Genomic DNA, 14,081 nt, shown 5'->3' with positions numbered 1-14,081 from the left:
TCGCTTCGACCTCGATGGGTGGCGCAGATATGACAGTGACGCAAACTAGCCACACCCTCGCCGTGCTGGGGATCGGCGACCTGGCCGAGCAGGTGTACGGCGGGCTGCTCGACCGACCCGGCCAGTCCGCCGCCGAAGTGACCCGTGGCTCCGGGGCCAGCCAGGCCGCCGTCAAGGAGGCGCTGCGCGAGCTCGAGGACCGCGGCCTGGTGACCCGGTCCGCGAGCCGGCCGGTGCGGTACTTCGCGACGGCGCCGGAGCTCGCGCTCGGCATCCTGCTGCGGCAGCGCGCGGACGAGCTCGACCGCGTCCGGGCGGCGACGGCCGCGTACCAGGCGCGCTTCGCGCACGCGACCGGCTCGACCGACCCGCTCGACCTGGTGGAGGTGGTCGTCGGGCAGGACGCGGTCCTGCAACGGGTCACGCAGCTGCAGCGGGCCGCGCAGGACGAGATCCTGGTGCTCGACACGCCTCCGTACGCGGCCTCCCATCAGGTGACGGCCGCGGAGGTCGAGCACCTGGAACGCGGCGTACGGGCGCGGGTGATCTACGACCGCAGCGCGCTCGAGGTGCCCGGCCAGCTGGCCACGATCGGCCGGCTGCGCGAGCTGGGCGAGGAGGCGCGTGTCCGGGACGGGCTGCCGACGAAGCTGATGATCGCCGACCGCCGGCATGCGATCGTTCCGCTCGGCTTCACCCGGCCCGGCATCGACGGGATCGTGCTCGTGAACGCCTCGCCACTGCTCGACGCGCTGTGCGCGCTGTTCGAGTCGCTGTGGCAGGCGGCCACGCCGATGGCCGGGAGCGTGGACGCTCCGGACGACAGTGACCTGCTCACGCTGCTCGCGGCGGGGCTGAAGGACGACGCGCTGGCAAGGCAGCTGGGCGTCTCGCGGCGCACGGTCCAGCGCCGGATCCAACGGCTGATGCGTACGGTCGGCGCCGACAGCCGCGCGCAGGTCGTCCTCCAGGCCGCGCGCACCGGCCTGCTCCCGCTGTCGACGAGCGGGTAGCGGATGGCCTCGACGTTCCATCGCGACAGGTTCACCTGGGTCGCGTACGTGCTGCTCGCCTACTTCGCCTACCTGCAAGGAGCTCCCGGGCTCGTCCTCGCCTACCTGCGGGACGAGCTGGAGATCAGCTACGCGGTGGCGGGATTGCACCTTTCGGCGTTCTCGGCCTTCGCCATCGTCGCGGGCCTGCTCTCCGCCTGGCTCGAAAGTGTCCTCGGCCGGGTCCGGTTGCTCTGGTTCGCGGCCGTCCTGATGGGCGCGGGAGCCGTCGGGTTGACGGCCGGATCCGTCGCCGCGGTGACGATCGGGTCGGTCGGCGTGATGGGTTTCGGCGGTGGGCTGCTGCTCGCCACGGTCCAGGCCGGCCTCGCCGACCACCATGGCGCGCTGCGGGCGGTCGCCCTGGCCGAGGCGAACGTGGCCGCCAGCAGCTCCTATCTCGTCCTCATCGCGGTGCTGTCGGCGACGGCGGCGCTCACCATGAGCTGGCGCGTGGCCGTGCTGGCGGTGCTCGCGGTCCCCGCGCTGATGTGGTGGCGCAACCGTGGATTGACGGTCGAAGCGACGCACGCGCGGGTGGTACGCGGCCGGCTGCCGGGCGTGTTCTGGATCGCGGCGACGATGCTCTTCTGTGTGGTCGGGGCCGAGTGGTGCATCACAGCCTGGGGAGCGTCGTTCGTCGAGGCGGCCGTCGAGCTACCTGCCGACGTGGCGATCGCGGTGATGGCCGGCTACTTCGGTGGGGTCCTCGTCGGACGGATGGCGGGGAGCAGGTTGGCACACCGGCACGACCCGACCCGGTTGCTGGCGTACGCGCTCGTCGTCGCCGCGGTGGGGTTCGCGATCCTCTGGCCTTCGACGCAGCTCGTCCAGGCGCTGATCGGCCTTGTCCTGGTGGGGATCGGCATCGGAAACCTGTTCCCGATGGGCATGTCGTTGACCGTCGCGCTCGTGCCAGAGCGGGCCGTGCTCGCGAGCGGACGGGCCGTGTCCGCGGGCTCGTTCGCCGTTCTGATCGCGCCGCTCACGGTCGGAACGCTCGCGGACGCGACCTCGCTGAAGGCCGCGCTCGGCGTGATGCCGGCGTTCCTCGTCCTGGCCGCCGGGTGCCTCGTGCTGGTCCATCGAGCCAGGACGCGCACTGCGGCTTAGGATGCCGTCATGTTGCAGGTCACACCGAATGGCCCGTGGGGCAAGGACGTTCACCCCAATATGCCGCTGTCCCGGGACGAGCTGCTGACCGAGCTTCGGGCGTGCTTCGCGGCGGGTGCGGAGGGTGTGCACCTGCACGTACGCGACGCCGCCGGGGTGGAGACGCTGCTCCCCGCTGTGGTCAACGAGACCTGCCGCGACGTGCGGGCGGTCGCTGCCGAGGCCGGCGTCGCGATCGAGATCGGGCTGACAACCGGCGCGTGGATCGTCCCGGACGTCGCCGAACGCATCGCGATGATCCGTGAGTGGGAGGGCGTCGACTGCGCCACCGTCAACCTGTCCGAGGCGGGCTTCGAGCAGGTCATGGCGGCGATGCTCGAGGTCGGTGTCGGCATCGACGTCGGCCTGTGGGCGCCGGTCGAGCTGGACCGGCTGCTGGCGTCCGGGGTGTTGCCGAGCGCGCAACGGGTGAGCATCGAGCTCGACCCGGGGGAGCCGTACTTCCTGCAGGGCTCGCCCCTCGATGTCGCGAGCCAGCTCAACGACGCGCTCGACGCCGCCGGCTCCACCTGTCCTCGGTTGACGCACGGCATGAACGACTGGACCTGGCCGCTGGTCGAGGACGCGTTCCGGCGCGGCCACGACACCCGCGTCGGCTTCGAGGACTCCGTCCTGCTTCCCGATGGCAGCCGGGCCGACAACAACGCCCAGCTCGTGGAGGCAGCGGTCGCCCTGGCGACCCGGCTACGTTGAGGGGCATGTTCGAGCCCGTCACCCAGCACGGCATCAAGATCGCCGGCGAGAACCCGATGATCGTTCTGTATCGCCCCGGCAGCGACGACATGGTCGTGCTGGTGAGCATCTGGACCGCGCAGTGGTCGCCCGTCGGTACGGGGCGCGCGCTGCTGATCTGGGCCGATCCCGACGAGACCGGCCTCGGCTCCGAGGCGCCGATCGGGATCTACACCGACAACCCGGAGCTCGCCCAGTACGTCTGGGAGAACTTCTACCGCGACTACGACACGATCCGTGGCCGCGGCATCGAGACCGACCCGCCCGCCGCGGCCCGGTTCGTCGAGGTGTCCGGCGGCGACGCGTTCCACCGGATCACCTGCGTCGCCGCGGACACCACGATCGAGCTCGAGTGGCGGGACCTCCTCGACACCCGCCTGGTGACGACCCGGCTCACCGGCTTCGAGACCTCGGTCGTCGCGCGCCCGGCCGCCGCGGCCGAGGTCCGGGTGAACGGAGTCGCGGCGCGCGGCGAGGTCCACCAGCCGGAGGGCTGGTTCGGCAGCACCGCGATGCTGGCGTTCGCCGAGACCTGGCGCGAGATCTAGCTTCGAGGGGTCAGGCGCTTCGGCGGAGGTAGAGCACGGCGGGGGCGCCGGTGAACGGGGCGGTGAAGTCCACCGGGCCGGCTGCCGTGACCTCGATCGGGTCGGCAGTGTCAGCAGTGCGCTTGTCGACGTCGAACCACTCGACGGCGTACGTGCCCGGCTCGAGCGTGACCGTGAACGCCGCGCCGTCGCCAGTGGGCTCGAGCGTGAGGACCTCCTGCCCGGCGTTCGCGAGCGCGTACCGCGTCGAGGAGACGTCGAGGCTCGGCTCCAGGTCGATCAGCCCGACGCGCTCGGCGTACTTTCGGGTGTCGCCCATCGCGAACCTGGCCGGCTCGTAGAACCCGAACGGCGGCACGCCCTGCTCCGGACCGGCGTTGGGGTCGGGCTCGAACCCGCCGATCAGCCCGTAGTCCATGAGGATCGGGTGGTTGCCGCGGAGGAACGTCTTCCACGCCCACAGCGCGTCGCCGCCCTGGGTGTAGTGGTCGGTGTCGCTGACAACGATCTTCCGGCCTTTGTTGATGGGCGGGTCGACGAGCCAGTGGGACGGCTCGGAGCCGGGGGACATGGGGTGGCCGCCGTTCGCGAACCGCTCGTCGTCGAAGCCGGGCGCGATCCAGTCGGCCTCGCTGTTCAGGAGCGGTTCGTTCACGCGGGTCTGGTTGGCGACCGGGAACTGCATGGACATCCCGATCGGATGCGTGTCGTACCCCTGCGCCGCTTCGTGCGCCTTGACAGTGTCGATGACCCAGTACTGCCACTGGGTGGAGTCGCCGTAGACCGGCGCCTTGGCCATGCCGAGGAACGCGGCGAACTCCTCGGTGAGCTGGCCGTCGCCCGTCGACTCGTTCGCGACCTCCCACAGCACGTTCGGCAGGTCGTGGAGCGTGTCGACGACCTTCTTGATGAAGGCCTCCTCGAACTCGCGGATCTGGTCGCTCAGCGGCAGGACCTGCAGGTCGTCGATCGAGGCCGCGGCCACGCCGTTGACATTGTTCATGGCATGGAACGGATGGCCCTCGATGTGGTCGGGCGGCGGGCTCAGGTGCAGCGCCCAGCCGTCGAACAGCAGGACGCCGACGTAGATGCCCGCGTTGCCGGCCGCCTCGACACGGGTCCGCAGCCGGGTGAAGAACGCGTCGTCGAACTGGGTCAGGTCGAACTTCGGCTTGCCGTCCTTGGCCGAGCCGTCGCCCGTACGCGCCCAGGGCTGGGGCGACATGTCGAGGTGGTAGTTGCCGCCGGCGGCCTGGGACCGGAACTGCTCCCAGCGCCAGAGCCGGATGAAGTTGTGGCCGCGTTCGGTGAGGAACCTCAGGTATGCGTCGAAGTCGGAGCGCTCGGGCTCGTCGGGCGCCTCGGCGCCGGGGCCCATGCCGTCCTGGAAGTTGTTCCAGATGTGCGAGCCGGTGAGGTAGACGGCGCTTCCCGTGTCGTCGCTCTGGTGGGTGAAGTAGCGCGGGTTCTTGGTGGAGACGGTGAGCGGTCTGGTGGCGTTGGCAGACATTTCGTGGGACTCCTTGGTTGCTCGTCGGGGATGCTCCCAGCGTTCGCGAATCGCGCGAGCGGAACATCGGCCAGGTGGCCAACTCCCGCGGCTGGCACACTGAGCGCTCGATGAACCTGCCGGTCCAGCTCACCTCGTTCATCGGCCGGGCCTCGGATCTGGCCGCGGTCGACAAGCTCCTGGCGACCGCGCGCCTGGTGACGCTGACCGGGCCTGGCGGCGCGGGGAAGACCCGGCTGGCGCTCGAGGCCGCTTCCGCGCACACCGCTCTGTTTGCCGACGATGTGTGGTTTGTCGACCTTTCGCTACTGGCTCCGGACGATTCGGTCGCCGAGGCCGTGGGTGGCGCGGTCGGCGTCCCCGTTCAGCCTCTGGGTTCGCTGGTCGCCGGGCTCACTGGACGGCGCGTACTGCTCTGCCTCGACAACGCCGAGCATCTGATCGATGCCGTCGCTTCGCTCGCCGCTGAGCTGTTGCGCTCTTGTCCGGACCTCACGTTGCTCGTCACCAGCCGGGAGCCACTGCGCGTTCCGGGGGAGGTCGTCTGGCGGGTGCCGCCGCTGGAGGACGACGACGCCGTACAGCTGTTCGTCGATCGCGCGATGCACGTCCAGCCGTCGTTCGTTCTCGATCCGGACTCCGAGGCGGCTGTGCGGAAGATCGTCGTTCACCTCGATGGAATCCCGCTCGCGTTGGAGCTGGCCGCGGCGTGGCTGGGGAGCCTGACGCCGCAGCAGATCCTTTCCGGTCTGGATGATCGGTTCCGGCTGCTCGTGCGAGGTCCGCGCGGGGCCCAGCGGCGGCAGCAGACGCTCGCCGGGTCGATCGGGTGGAGTCACGCGCTGCTGGACGAGGGCGATCGGGTTCTGTTCCGGCGGCTGGCTGTGTTCGCGGGGTCGTTCGGGCTGGACGCGGTGGCCGAGCTGTCGCTGCCCGCGATCGGCCGGCTGGTCGACAAGTCGCTGGTGATGACCGAACGACACGGCGACGCCATCCGGTACCGGCTGCTCGAGACGATCCGTGCGTACGCCGCCGCCCGGCTGCTGGAGTCGGGGGAGGACGCGGCCGTACGCGACGCCCACGTGGCCTGGTGCGTGCGCTTCGCCGAGTCTGCGGAGGCCGTTCTCGAACAGGACCTCGACGCCTGGCAGGCGTTGATCCTGCCTGAGCACGCGAACCTGCGCGCGGCCCTCGAGTGGGGCCTCGCGGCGGCGGATCCCACGGACGGTCGCCGGCTCGCGGCGGCGCTGCCGTGGATGTGGCACCTGGACCGGCTCGGTCGCGAGGGCATCGGGTACCTGCGCCGGGCCGTTTCACGTGCGCCTGCTGACCATTCGCTCACGCAGGCTCGGCTGCTGACGGGGATCGCGTTGGTCGCGGACACGGCGGCGCCGCTGGACCTGGAGTACGACGCCGCCACGCGGGCGCTGGAGCTCGCCACCGAGCTCGGCGACGAGGGCTTGCGTGCTCTGTGCCTGACGCTTGCCGCGGTGGGCCGGTTCTACACCGACTTCGACGCGGCTTGGTCCCTGTGCGAGGTCGCCTCTGAGGCGGCCAAGGCTTCCGGCAACTCGTTCGTCCTCGGTGCTTCGCCTGCTCTGCAAGCGATCGTGCTCCACCTGCGGGACCGGCACGTCGAGGCGGCTTCGGTCACGGAGGCTGCACTGCCGATCCTGCTGCGCCGGCACCGCGGGGTGGCGTCGACCTTGTTGTCTTATCGGGCCCTGGGCAGTTTGTATGCGGGTTCCGTTGGTGATGCCCGCGACCTGGCGTTGTCGGCCCTTCGGCTCGCGGAGCCGCTCGGTGACTACCTGCGGATCGGCGGGGCGCGGTCGACGCTGGCGATGATCCAGGGCTTGACGGGAGATGTGGAGGGCGCGCTGGCGACGGTGGATCCGGACCTTCGGCTGGTCGACGAGTCCGGCGCGTCTCCCTGGGTACCTGGTCTCGCGCGCACGATGGGCGTACTCAGCCTGCTCGGCGGCGACCCGTTGGCGGCGGTGGGGTGGTTCTCGCGGGAGGCGGGCTCGACCGACGGCGGATCGCCGACCTGGCTGGCCGCCCACGCGCTACCGGGGCTGGCTGCCGCGCTGCTTGCTCTGGACCGGTTGGACGAGGCTGCGGCGACGGTCTCGCGCGCGTTGGAGCTCGCCGACCACTTCGACCTGCCGTTCGTCCGGGCGGCGGCGCTCGACGTCCGAGGCGCGCTAGTTGCTCGCTCTCCGGATCAGCTCGGCGTTGCTCTCGACCTGCATCACGCGGCGCTGGCCGAACGCGTCGACCACGGCCTCCGCGCGTTCCTGCCGGTCAGCCTGGAGGCGATCGCGTCGGTCGCGAGCGTTCTCCGACCGGCGCCTGACGACGTCCGTACGCTCGCGGCGGCCTCCGCCGCCTCGATGCTGCCGCGCCCGGCGTTTGCCCAGACAGCGTTCGACCAGACTTGCGCCCGGTTGCGCGCTGCCCTGGGCGACGAGGCGTACGAGGAGGCCTGGTCGGACGGCTCGACGATGTCGTTGGACGAAGCAGTCGCCCTCTGCCGCCGCACCCGCGGCACCCGGGGCCGCCCCACCAGCGGCTGGGCCAGCCTGACCCCGACCGAGCTCGACGTCGCCCGCCTGGTCGCTGAGGGCCTCAACAACCCAGCGATCGCGGCCCGATTGTTCATGAGCCGCGGCACCGTCAAGGCCCACCTGGCCCACATCTTCGCCAAGCTCGAGATCACCAACCGCACCGAACTCGCCACCCTCGCCACCCGCCGCCCCACCTAGAGGGCATGGTCGACCTGCTCACCCGAACCGGTACCTATTCAGGTCCGAGCAGCTCGACTTGGAGGAGCTCGCACAGCCACGCTTGATGCTGTGGCGGTGTCCAGCCGAGCTCGACGGTGAGAAGGTGATGCAGCTCAGGGCTGGCCAGGGCGCAGGCGCGTGCACTGGCTTGGGCCACGGTGAGCCCGGGACGCAGGGCGTCGCCGACGTACCTCTCGACCGACATGGTGATGTCAGCGAGGCGCTCCCGTAACAGTCGTTCACGCAGTTGCAGCGCGAAGGGTTCGCCGTCCGCGGCGCCTCGGATCAGGGCGTGGATCGGGCTGGTGTGGGCGAGGATCTGACAGACCAGCTCTGCCCAGGCGCGCAACCGTTCGCGTGCACTGCTGAGGCGATCGATCTCTGCCCATCGACTCGATCGATCGTGATCTGGGTCGTGGAGCGGTGCCAGGTAGGCGACGATCGTGGCGTCGATGACACCTTCCAGGAGTCCTCGTTTGCCCCCCAAGGTGGAGTAGATCGTTTCGGCCACGACGCCGGCTTCGGCCGCGACCGCGTTGACCGTCGTGCCGGCATAGCCGTTCGTCACGAACAGCCGGGTCGCGGCGTCCAGGATCCGCCGGCGGGTGAGCTGGGCCTGCTCGGTGCGGACGGTGGAGCGGTACTTGCGGGCGGTGGGGTTGACGGGACGTGCCATGTCGCTACAGTAGCACTCAGGTCAATTAAGTCTTGGTGGTACCAATTGAGGGGGGCGGCGTGATGAACGGCAATGCGGTAGTGCACCGGTTGGACGTCGGCGGGGAGAGGGTGGAGTTCGTCGAACGAGGTAAGGGCGAGCCGCTGCTGCTCGTCCATGCGGGGGTGTTCGATGCGTGGTTCGCTCCGCTGGCTGGCGACGCCACGGTCAGGGACTTCCGCGTGCTGGAGACGCGTCGGGTCGGGTACGACACGACAGCGCCACCGCCGGGTCAGCACCTGACGATCGCCGACCATGCGCGGCACTGCGCAGCCGTCCTCGACAGCCTGCAGATCCGGCGAGCCCACGTTCTCGGGCACTCCTCGGGATCGTTGATCTGCCTCCAGCTCGCGGCCGACCGCCCTGAGCTGGTGCAGAGCCTCGTGCTCGTCGAGCCGGCCATCGCGCCCGCCCTCGCGCCGCCTACTGAGGCTGCCGGCATCGGCGAGTCCTACCGAGCGATGGCGGCTCTGGCCCGGGAGAGTACCGATCTACGGCCTCTGTTCGACTCGTTCATGCGTCAGGTGTGTGCCGAGGATTATCGTGACGTGCTGCTCGCCGCCCTCGGTCCGGAGGGCCTCCAGCGCGCGGAGCGCGACTGCGGCTTCTTCTTCCGCGACGAGGTCCCCGCCGTTCAGCACTGGACGTTCGACCAAGCCGTCGGGTCGAGGGTCACCCAACCCGTGCTCTTCGTGCAGGGCGGCGACAGCCCACCCATGGTCCATGCGATCAGCGCCCACCTCGCCGCGATGCTGGCCGCCGACACCGAGACGACCACAGTCCCCGGCACCGATCACCTACTGCCACTCCGGGATCCCGCGACACTCGGCCGCCTTGCGGCCACCTTCATCAGCCGCCACCAGATCACCACCTCGGTCTGAAGACGGAGCAGGCGTACCAAGCGGCCAGGTGCCCGGGGACGCCGGCGGTGACGTTGATCGACTGATTACGTGACATCTGTTGCACGCAAGTAGGTCGAGGATGGTGGAGACGAGGGGACTCGAACCCCTAACCCCAGCCTTGCAAATGTGTGCCTGGTGCGCCGCGTAGTACGGCGTGCTCACTCGGATGCAGGTCCGTCGCCGTCGTCCTCGCAACTGCCAGCCCGTAGACAGTAGTGGAGGAGGTCAAGGGTCGAAGATCACGAAGTGACGCCGCAAGGCGCCCTTGACGCGTGAAGTGGACACCGAAGACTGGCGTGCGAGGAGGACGGCACCAGCAGGGGTCCGGGACGGCTAGCAGCACGCCTCGAATGCAAGGAGGCGGTCCTCGCCGCTCTGCCAGATCCTGGCGATATAGGTGAGGCCTTCGGCGTCGGGCTCCGGGCCGTGGGACGCCTCGCGTGACTCCAAGTGCTGACGGATCGACGTCCAGCATGCCTCGCAATGTTCTGGCGGAACCCAGATCATTGGCCGGCCGAAGCCCTGCACAACAATGCGTTTGCCTGTGCGCAAGACGTGCTCGATATCCCGCGCTGTCGCCCAGGCGGCCCTGGTGCAGGTCCAGACACGGCCCTGGTCGTCCCACAATCGGTCACCGTGCACACGGTTCCGTGATAAAGGCTTGGCCATTGTGCCAGGATGCCGCGCCTCTAGATTGGTGCGTCCCGACGCGGCCGATGAGGGGCCAAGCGCCCGCAAGACCGAGTCGTCGTCGCCGACTCCCTGAACGCTTCACATCGATCTTGCGGCCCTGGCCGAGCCGCGTGCGACCAAGTGAGATCTGGCACGGACTTGGCATGAGCGCCGATTTCCGCCTCGGAACGAGAGTGGCCCAGGCCGCCGGACAGCCGGTTGACCCGGGGCCTTAGTCGTGTGTGGAGACGAGGGGACTCGAACCCCTAACCCCTGCCTTGCAAAGGCAGTGCTCTGCCAGTTGAGCTACGCCCCCGGGAGGCGGCGCGGGGAGGTGGTGGGCGCCGCGGAGGTGGTGGTGGGGGTTAGTGGGAGGAGGGGGTGATGGGGTCTGTTGCCTCTGCCCACAGGTTTTCTTCGGCGCGGCCGGCCTGGAGTCGCTTGTACACGAACCAGCCCCCGGCGATGACGACCGCTGCGAGGATGACCTTCTTCATCACCTGACTCCTCACGCCAGAGAAATTGTGGGCCTAGGTGGACTTGAACCACCGACTTCTTCCTTATCAGGGAAGCACTCTAACCGAACTGAGCTATAGGCCCCTTGCTGCACCGAGCAGGCAGCGTACCGCAAGCCTACCGGGCGCAGAAAATGGGTTCTGAGCCGGCCTAGTCCTCCTCGGCCAACGTGACCTCGACGCCGCCGAGGAGGCTGGCGGAGAGGTTGTAGAGGAAGGCGCCCAGTGTGGCCAGGGCTGTGATCAAGACCACGTCCACGACGCACACCAGGGACGTGATTCCCAGCACCCGCTCGAGGCCGATGAAGTCCTTGAGGTTGAACGGCTCCGCGTTCGGGCTCGCCAGGACGCCATCGACGGTGCGGCTGATCGAGTCGTACACACCCGCCGCGTCGAGGACGTTCCAGATCACAAAGACCGCGACCATCGTCATGATGCCGAACGCGATTGACAGCAGGAACGCCGTCTTCATCACCGACCACGGGTCGAGCCGGACCGCACGCAGGCGGGCGCGGCGGACACGGCTGCGGGGCAGCTGCGGGCCGGGGGCGGCCGCCGGCGTAGGCGAGGCGGGTGGCTGGAACGTGGGGCGGTCGGTACGGACCTCGCCCAGTCCCGCATCCGGCCCCATCGGGGGCCGGGGGAACTGCCCCGTGTCCCCGGGCCGCAAGCCGCCCGGCTGGGGCGGAGTGGGCGCGGGGCGGACCTGGTCGGGTCGCCCGCGATCCATCCGCGGCTCGGGACGATTGGGATCGGGACGGTGCGAATCGGGGCGAAGCGGGTCGGGGCGCCCTTGACCCGGGCGGACCTGCTGGGCGGAACGCCCGTTCGGACCTGTCGCGGTCGGGATGACCTGCGCAATCGTGTCGTCATCCCTGCCGTTCAGCGTCACGTGCTGTCCTCCTGGCTGTCGGCCCCGGCGCCGTTTTCGGGGGCCTCGGTCTGGTCAACCGGCTGCTCACCGGCCGTCCCATCGGCGGACTCTGACTGCTCGTCCTCCGAGTCCTCTACGGCATCGTCCTCTGTGTTGCGCGCTATCGCAACGACGGCGTCGCCCTCCCGGACTCCCGCGAAGATGACTCCCATGGTGTCACGGCCCTTGGCCGCAACGTCCGCCACGGGCGAACGAGTGACCTGGCCACTCGCCTTCACGCACAGGACCTGATCACTGTCGGTGACCACGATCGCCCCCACCAGTGACCCCCGAGCGGACGTGATGCGCATCGCTCGGATGCCCAATCCGCCGCGTCCCTGGATCCGGTACTCGGTGATCGGCGTCCGCTTCGCGTACCCACCGTCGGTGACCGTGAACACGTACTGTCCAGCCTCCTCACCCGAACGGATGACGGCCATCGCCAGCAGCTCGTCGTCCGCGCGGAACCGCATGCCGGTCACCCCGGACGTCACCCGACCCATCGGCCGGAGCTGGTCGTCGGTCGCCGCGAAGCGCACGGCCTGCGCCTTCTTCGACACCAGCAGCAGCTCGTCGTCCGGACCGACCAGCTCGGCGCCGATCAGCTCGTCGTCCTCGTCCCGGAAGTTCAGCGCGATCACGCCGGCCTGCCGCGGAGAGTCGTAAGCGGTGAGGGCGGTCTTCTTGACCAGGCCCTTCTTGGTCGCGAGGGCCAGGTACTGCGCCTGCTCGTAGTTCTCGATCGCGAGCACCTGGGCGATCTTCTCGTCCGGCTGGAACGAGAGCAGCCCGGCGACGTGTCCGCCCTTGGCGTCGCGCGCGGACTCGGGGAGCTCGTACGCCTTCGCCCGGTAGACCCGGCCCCGGTTGGTGAAGAACAGGAGCCATTGGTGGTTACTTGTCGCGAACAGGTGCGCGACGACGTCGTCACCCTTGAGTGCCGCGCCCCGGACGCCCTTGCCGCCCCGCCGCTGCGAGCGGTAGAGGTCGGATCGGGTCCGCTTGGCATAGCCGTCGAGCGTGATCGTGACGACGACATCGTCGTTGGGGATCAGGTCAGCGGCGGTGAGGTCGCCGTCGGCCGGGATGATCTGGGTACGACGGTCGTCGCCGTACTTCTCGACGATCGCGGTGAGCTCCTCCGACACGATCGAACGCTGCCGTGCCGGGGAAGCGAGGATGTCCTGCAGGTCGGCGATGACGACCTCGAGCTCCTGGAGGTGCTCGACGATCTTCTGACGTTCGAGGGCGGCCAGGCGGCGTAGCTGCATGTCGAGGATCGCCATCGCCTGAACGTCGTCGATGGCGAGGAGCTCCATCAGACCATCCCGCGCGACGTCGGTCGTCTGGCTGCGTCGGATCAGCGCGATGACCTCGTCCAGAGCATCAAGTGCCTTGACCAAGCCACGGTAGATGTGGGCCTGCTCTTCGGCCTTGCGGAGCCGGAACCTCGTCCGCCGCTGGATCACCTCGATCTGGTGGTCGACCCAGTGCGAGACGAACAGGTCGAGCGACAACGTCCGGGGCACCCCGTCGACGAGCGCCAGCATGTTGGCGCCAAAGTTGTCCTGCAGCTGGGTGTGCTTGTAGAGGTTGTTGAGCACGACCTTGGCGATCGCGTCTCGCTTGAGCACAACCACCAGACGTTGACCTGTCCGCGACGACGAGTCGTCCTTGACGTCGGCGATACCGGTGACCTTGCCGGTGTCCGCCAGCTCGGCGATGCGGAAGGCAAGGTTGTCGGGGTTGACCTGGTAGGGCAGCTCGGTGACAACGAGACAGGTACGGCCCTTGCTGTCCTCCTCGACGTTCACGACAGCGCGCATCGTGATCGATCCACGCCCGGTGCGGTACGCGTCCTCGATGCCGCGCCGACCCACGATCAACGCATTGGTCGGAAAGTCCGGACCCTGAATCCGCTCCATCAACGCTTCGAGGAGCTCCTCGCGCGTCGCCTCGGGATTCTCCAACGCCCACAGGGCTCCGGCCGCCACCTCGCGCAAGTTGTGCGGCGGGATGTTCGTCGCCATGCCCACCGCGATGCCGGCAGAACCATTGACGAGGAGGTTCGGGAACCGAGCCGGCAGGACCTTCGGTTCCATCGTCTTGCCGTCGTAGTTGGGACGGAAGTCGACGGTGTCCTCATCGATGTCGCGGACCATCTCCATGGCCAGCGGTGCCATCCGGCACTCGGTGTACCGCATCGCCGCGGCCGGATCGTTGCCCGGTGAACCGAAGTTTCCCTGCCCCTGGACGAGCGGGTAGCGCATCGTCCACGACTGAGCGAGCCTTACCAACGTGTCGTAGATCGCGCTGTCGCCATGGGGGTGGTACTGACCCATGACGTCACCGACGATGCGTGAGCACTTGTTGAAGCCGCGATCCGGCCGGTAGCCGCCGTCGTACATCGCGTACAACACGCGTGTGTGGACCGGCTTCAGGCCGTCCCGAACGTCCGGCAGCGCGCGTCCGACGATCACGCTCATCGCGTAGTCGAGGTAGCTGCGCTGCATCTCGGTCTGCAGGTCGCGGGGCTCGATCCGCTGCGGCGGCATCTCGG

At 69.1% G+C, this 14,081-nt stretch carries 11 protein-coding genes and 2 tRNA genes; 6 read left to right on the top strand and 7 right to left on the bottom strand.

What is annotated here, in order from left to right; translation table 11 throughout:
- Window positions 1–29 precede the first annotated feature (29 nt).
- The 4 genes from JOD67_RS05195 to JOD67_RS05180 are packed head-to-tail and all read left to right on the top strand — an operon-like array spanning window position 30 to window position 3,505.
- Window positions 30–1,013: a helix-turn-helix domain-containing protein gene (locus JOD67_RS05195; protein ID WP_205115771.1), complete on the top strand. Its 984-nt coding sequence runs from the start codon at window positions 30–32 to the stop codon at window positions 1,011–1,013.
- Window positions 1,014–1,016: 3 nt separating this feature from the next.
- Entirely contained in the window at window positions 1,017–2,165 is a 1,149-nt protein-coding gene (locus tag JOD67_RS05190; RefSeq protein ID WP_205115769.1) for an MFS transporter, read from the top strand.
- Between the two features lie 9 nt (window positions 2,166–2,174).
- Window positions 2,175–2,918 (top strand): 3-keto-5-aminohexanoate cleavage protein, encoded by a 744-nt coding sequence (locus JOD67_RS05185; RefSeq protein WP_205115767.1) that lies wholly within the window; start codon window positions 2,175–2,177, stop codon window positions 2,916–2,918.
- 5 nt (window positions 2,919–2,923) lie between these two features.
- Window positions 2,924–3,505: a hypothetical protein gene (locus tag JOD67_RS05180; protein WP_205115765.1), complete on the top strand. Its 582-nt coding sequence runs from the start codon at window positions 2,924–2,926 to the stop codon at window positions 3,503–3,505.
- A gap of 10 nt (window positions 3,506–3,515) precedes the next feature.
- On the opposite strand, the gene JOD67_RS05175 is transcribed toward JOD67_RS05180, so the two are convergent.
- Window positions 3,516–5,015 carry a hypothetical protein gene (locus JOD67_RS05175; RefSeq protein ID WP_205115763.1) on the bottom strand — a complete coding sequence of 500 codons (1,500 nt, stop codon included), beginning with the start codon at window positions 5,013–5,015 and terminating at the stop codon, window positions 3,516–3,518.
- Window positions 5,016–5,089: 74 nt separating this feature from the next.
- Between JOD67_RS05175 and JOD67_RS41695 the strand changes: the two genes are divergently transcribed.
- Window positions 5,090–7,783, top strand: coding sequence for a helix-turn-helix transcriptional regulator (locus JOD67_RS41695; protein WP_205115761.1), 2,694 nt, complete (start codon window positions 5,090–5,092; stop codon window positions 7,781–7,783).
- Between the two features lie 34 nt (window positions 7,784–7,817).
- On the opposite strand, the gene JOD67_RS05165 is transcribed toward JOD67_RS41695, so the two are convergent.
- Window positions 7,818–8,480 carry a TetR/AcrR family transcriptional regulator gene (locus JOD67_RS05165; RefSeq protein WP_205115759.1) on the bottom strand — a complete coding sequence of 221 codons (663 nt, stop codon included), beginning with the start codon at window positions 8,478–8,480 and terminating at the stop codon, window positions 7,818–7,820.
- Between the two features lie 62 nt (window positions 8,481–8,542).
- On the opposite strand from JOD67_RS05165, the gene JOD67_RS05160 reads away from it, so the two are divergent.
- Window positions 8,543–9,400, top strand: a complete 858-nt coding sequence (locus JOD67_RS05160) for an alpha/beta fold hydrolase (RefSeq protein WP_205115757.1) — start codon at window positions 8,543–8,545, stop codon at window positions 9,398–9,400.
- A 936-nt stretch (window positions 9,401–10,336) separates the two neighbouring features.
- Here the strand turns inward: JOD67_RS05160 and JOD67_RS05155 are convergent.
- The 5 genes from JOD67_RS05155 to gyrA form a co-directional block, all read right to left on the bottom strand.
- A tRNA-Ala gene (locus JOD67_RS05155) sits at window positions 10,337–10,409 on the bottom strand.
- A 49-nt stretch (window positions 10,410–10,458) separates the two neighbouring features.
- A complete protein-coding gene (locus JOD67_RS39830) occupies window positions 10,459–10,590 on the bottom strand; it encodes a DLW-39 family protein (RefSeq protein WP_239553727.1) in 132 nt (43 codons plus the stop codon).
- Window positions 10,591–10,618: 28 nt separating this feature from the next.
- A tRNA-Ile gene (locus JOD67_RS05150) sits at window positions 10,619–10,693 on the bottom strand.
- A gap of 66 nt (window positions 10,694–10,759) precedes the next feature.
- On the bottom strand, window positions 10,760–11,239 hold the full coding sequence (locus JOD67_RS05145) for a DUF3566 domain-containing protein (protein WP_205115756.1): 480 nt from the start codon (window positions 11,237–11,239) through the stop codon (window positions 10,760–10,762).
- Between the two features lie 257 nt (window positions 11,240–11,496).
- Complete coding sequence (gene gyrA / locus JOD67_RS05140) at window positions 11,497–14,076, bottom strand: DNA gyrase subunit A (protein WP_205122870.1); 2,580 nt, start codon at window positions 14,074–14,076, stop codon at window positions 11,497–11,499.
- Window positions 14,077–14,081: the final 5 nt, after the last annotated feature.

It is taken from the genome of Tenggerimyces flavus, from assembly GCF_016907715.1.
GTDB classification, from domain to species: Bacteria; Actinomycetota; Actinomycetes; order Propionibacteriales; family Actinopolymorphaceae; genus Tenggerimyces; species Tenggerimyces flavus.
The sequence above is the reverse complement of the archived record's forward strand: the minus strand, read 5'-3'. Positions and strand labels throughout refer to the sequence as shown.

What these genes read in the sequence shown, in the direction of transcription:
- JOD67_RS05185 (WP_205115767.1), top strand. Translation starts at nt 2,175, where the DNA reads ATGTTGCAGGTCACACCGAATGGCCCGTGGGGCAAGGACGTTCACCCC.
- JOD67_RS05190 (WP_205115769.1), top strand. Translation starts at nt 1,017, where the DNA reads ATGGCCTCGACGTTCCATCGCGACAGGTTCACCTGGGTCGCGTACGTG.
- JOD67_RS05160 (WP_205115757.1), top strand. Translation starts at nt 8,543, where the DNA reads ATGAACGGCAATGCGGTAGTGCACCGGTTGGACGTCGGCGGGGAGAGG.
- JOD67_RS05195 (WP_205115771.1), top strand. Translation starts at nt 30, where the DNA reads ATGACAGTGACGCAAACTAGCCACACCCTCGCCGTGCTGGGGATCGGC.
- JOD67_RS39830 (WP_239553727.1), bottom strand. Translation starts at nt 10,590, where the DNA reads ATGAAGAAGGTCATCCTCGCAGCGGTCGTCATCGCCGGGGGCTGGTTC.
- JOD67_RS05180 (WP_205115765.1), top strand. Translation starts at nt 2,924, where the DNA reads ATGTTCGAGCCCGTCACCCAGCACGGCATCAAGATCGCCGGCGAGAAC.
- JOD67_RS05165 (WP_205115759.1), bottom strand. Translation starts at nt 8,480, where the DNA reads ATGGCACGTCCCGTCAACCCCACCGCCCGCAAGTACCGCTCCACCGTC.
- gyrA (WP_205122870.1), bottom strand. Translation starts at nt 14,076, where the DNA reads ATGCCGCCGCAGCGGATCGAGCCCCGCGACCTGCAGACCGAGATGCAG.
- JOD67_RS05175 (WP_205115763.1), bottom strand. Translation starts at nt 5,015, where the DNA reads ATGTCTGCCAACGCCACCAGACCGCTCACCGTCTCCACCAAGAACCCG.
- JOD67_RS05145 (WP_205115756.1), bottom strand. Translation starts at nt 11,239, where the DNA reads ATGGGGCCGGATGCGGGACTGGGCGAGGTCCGTACCGACCGCCCCACG.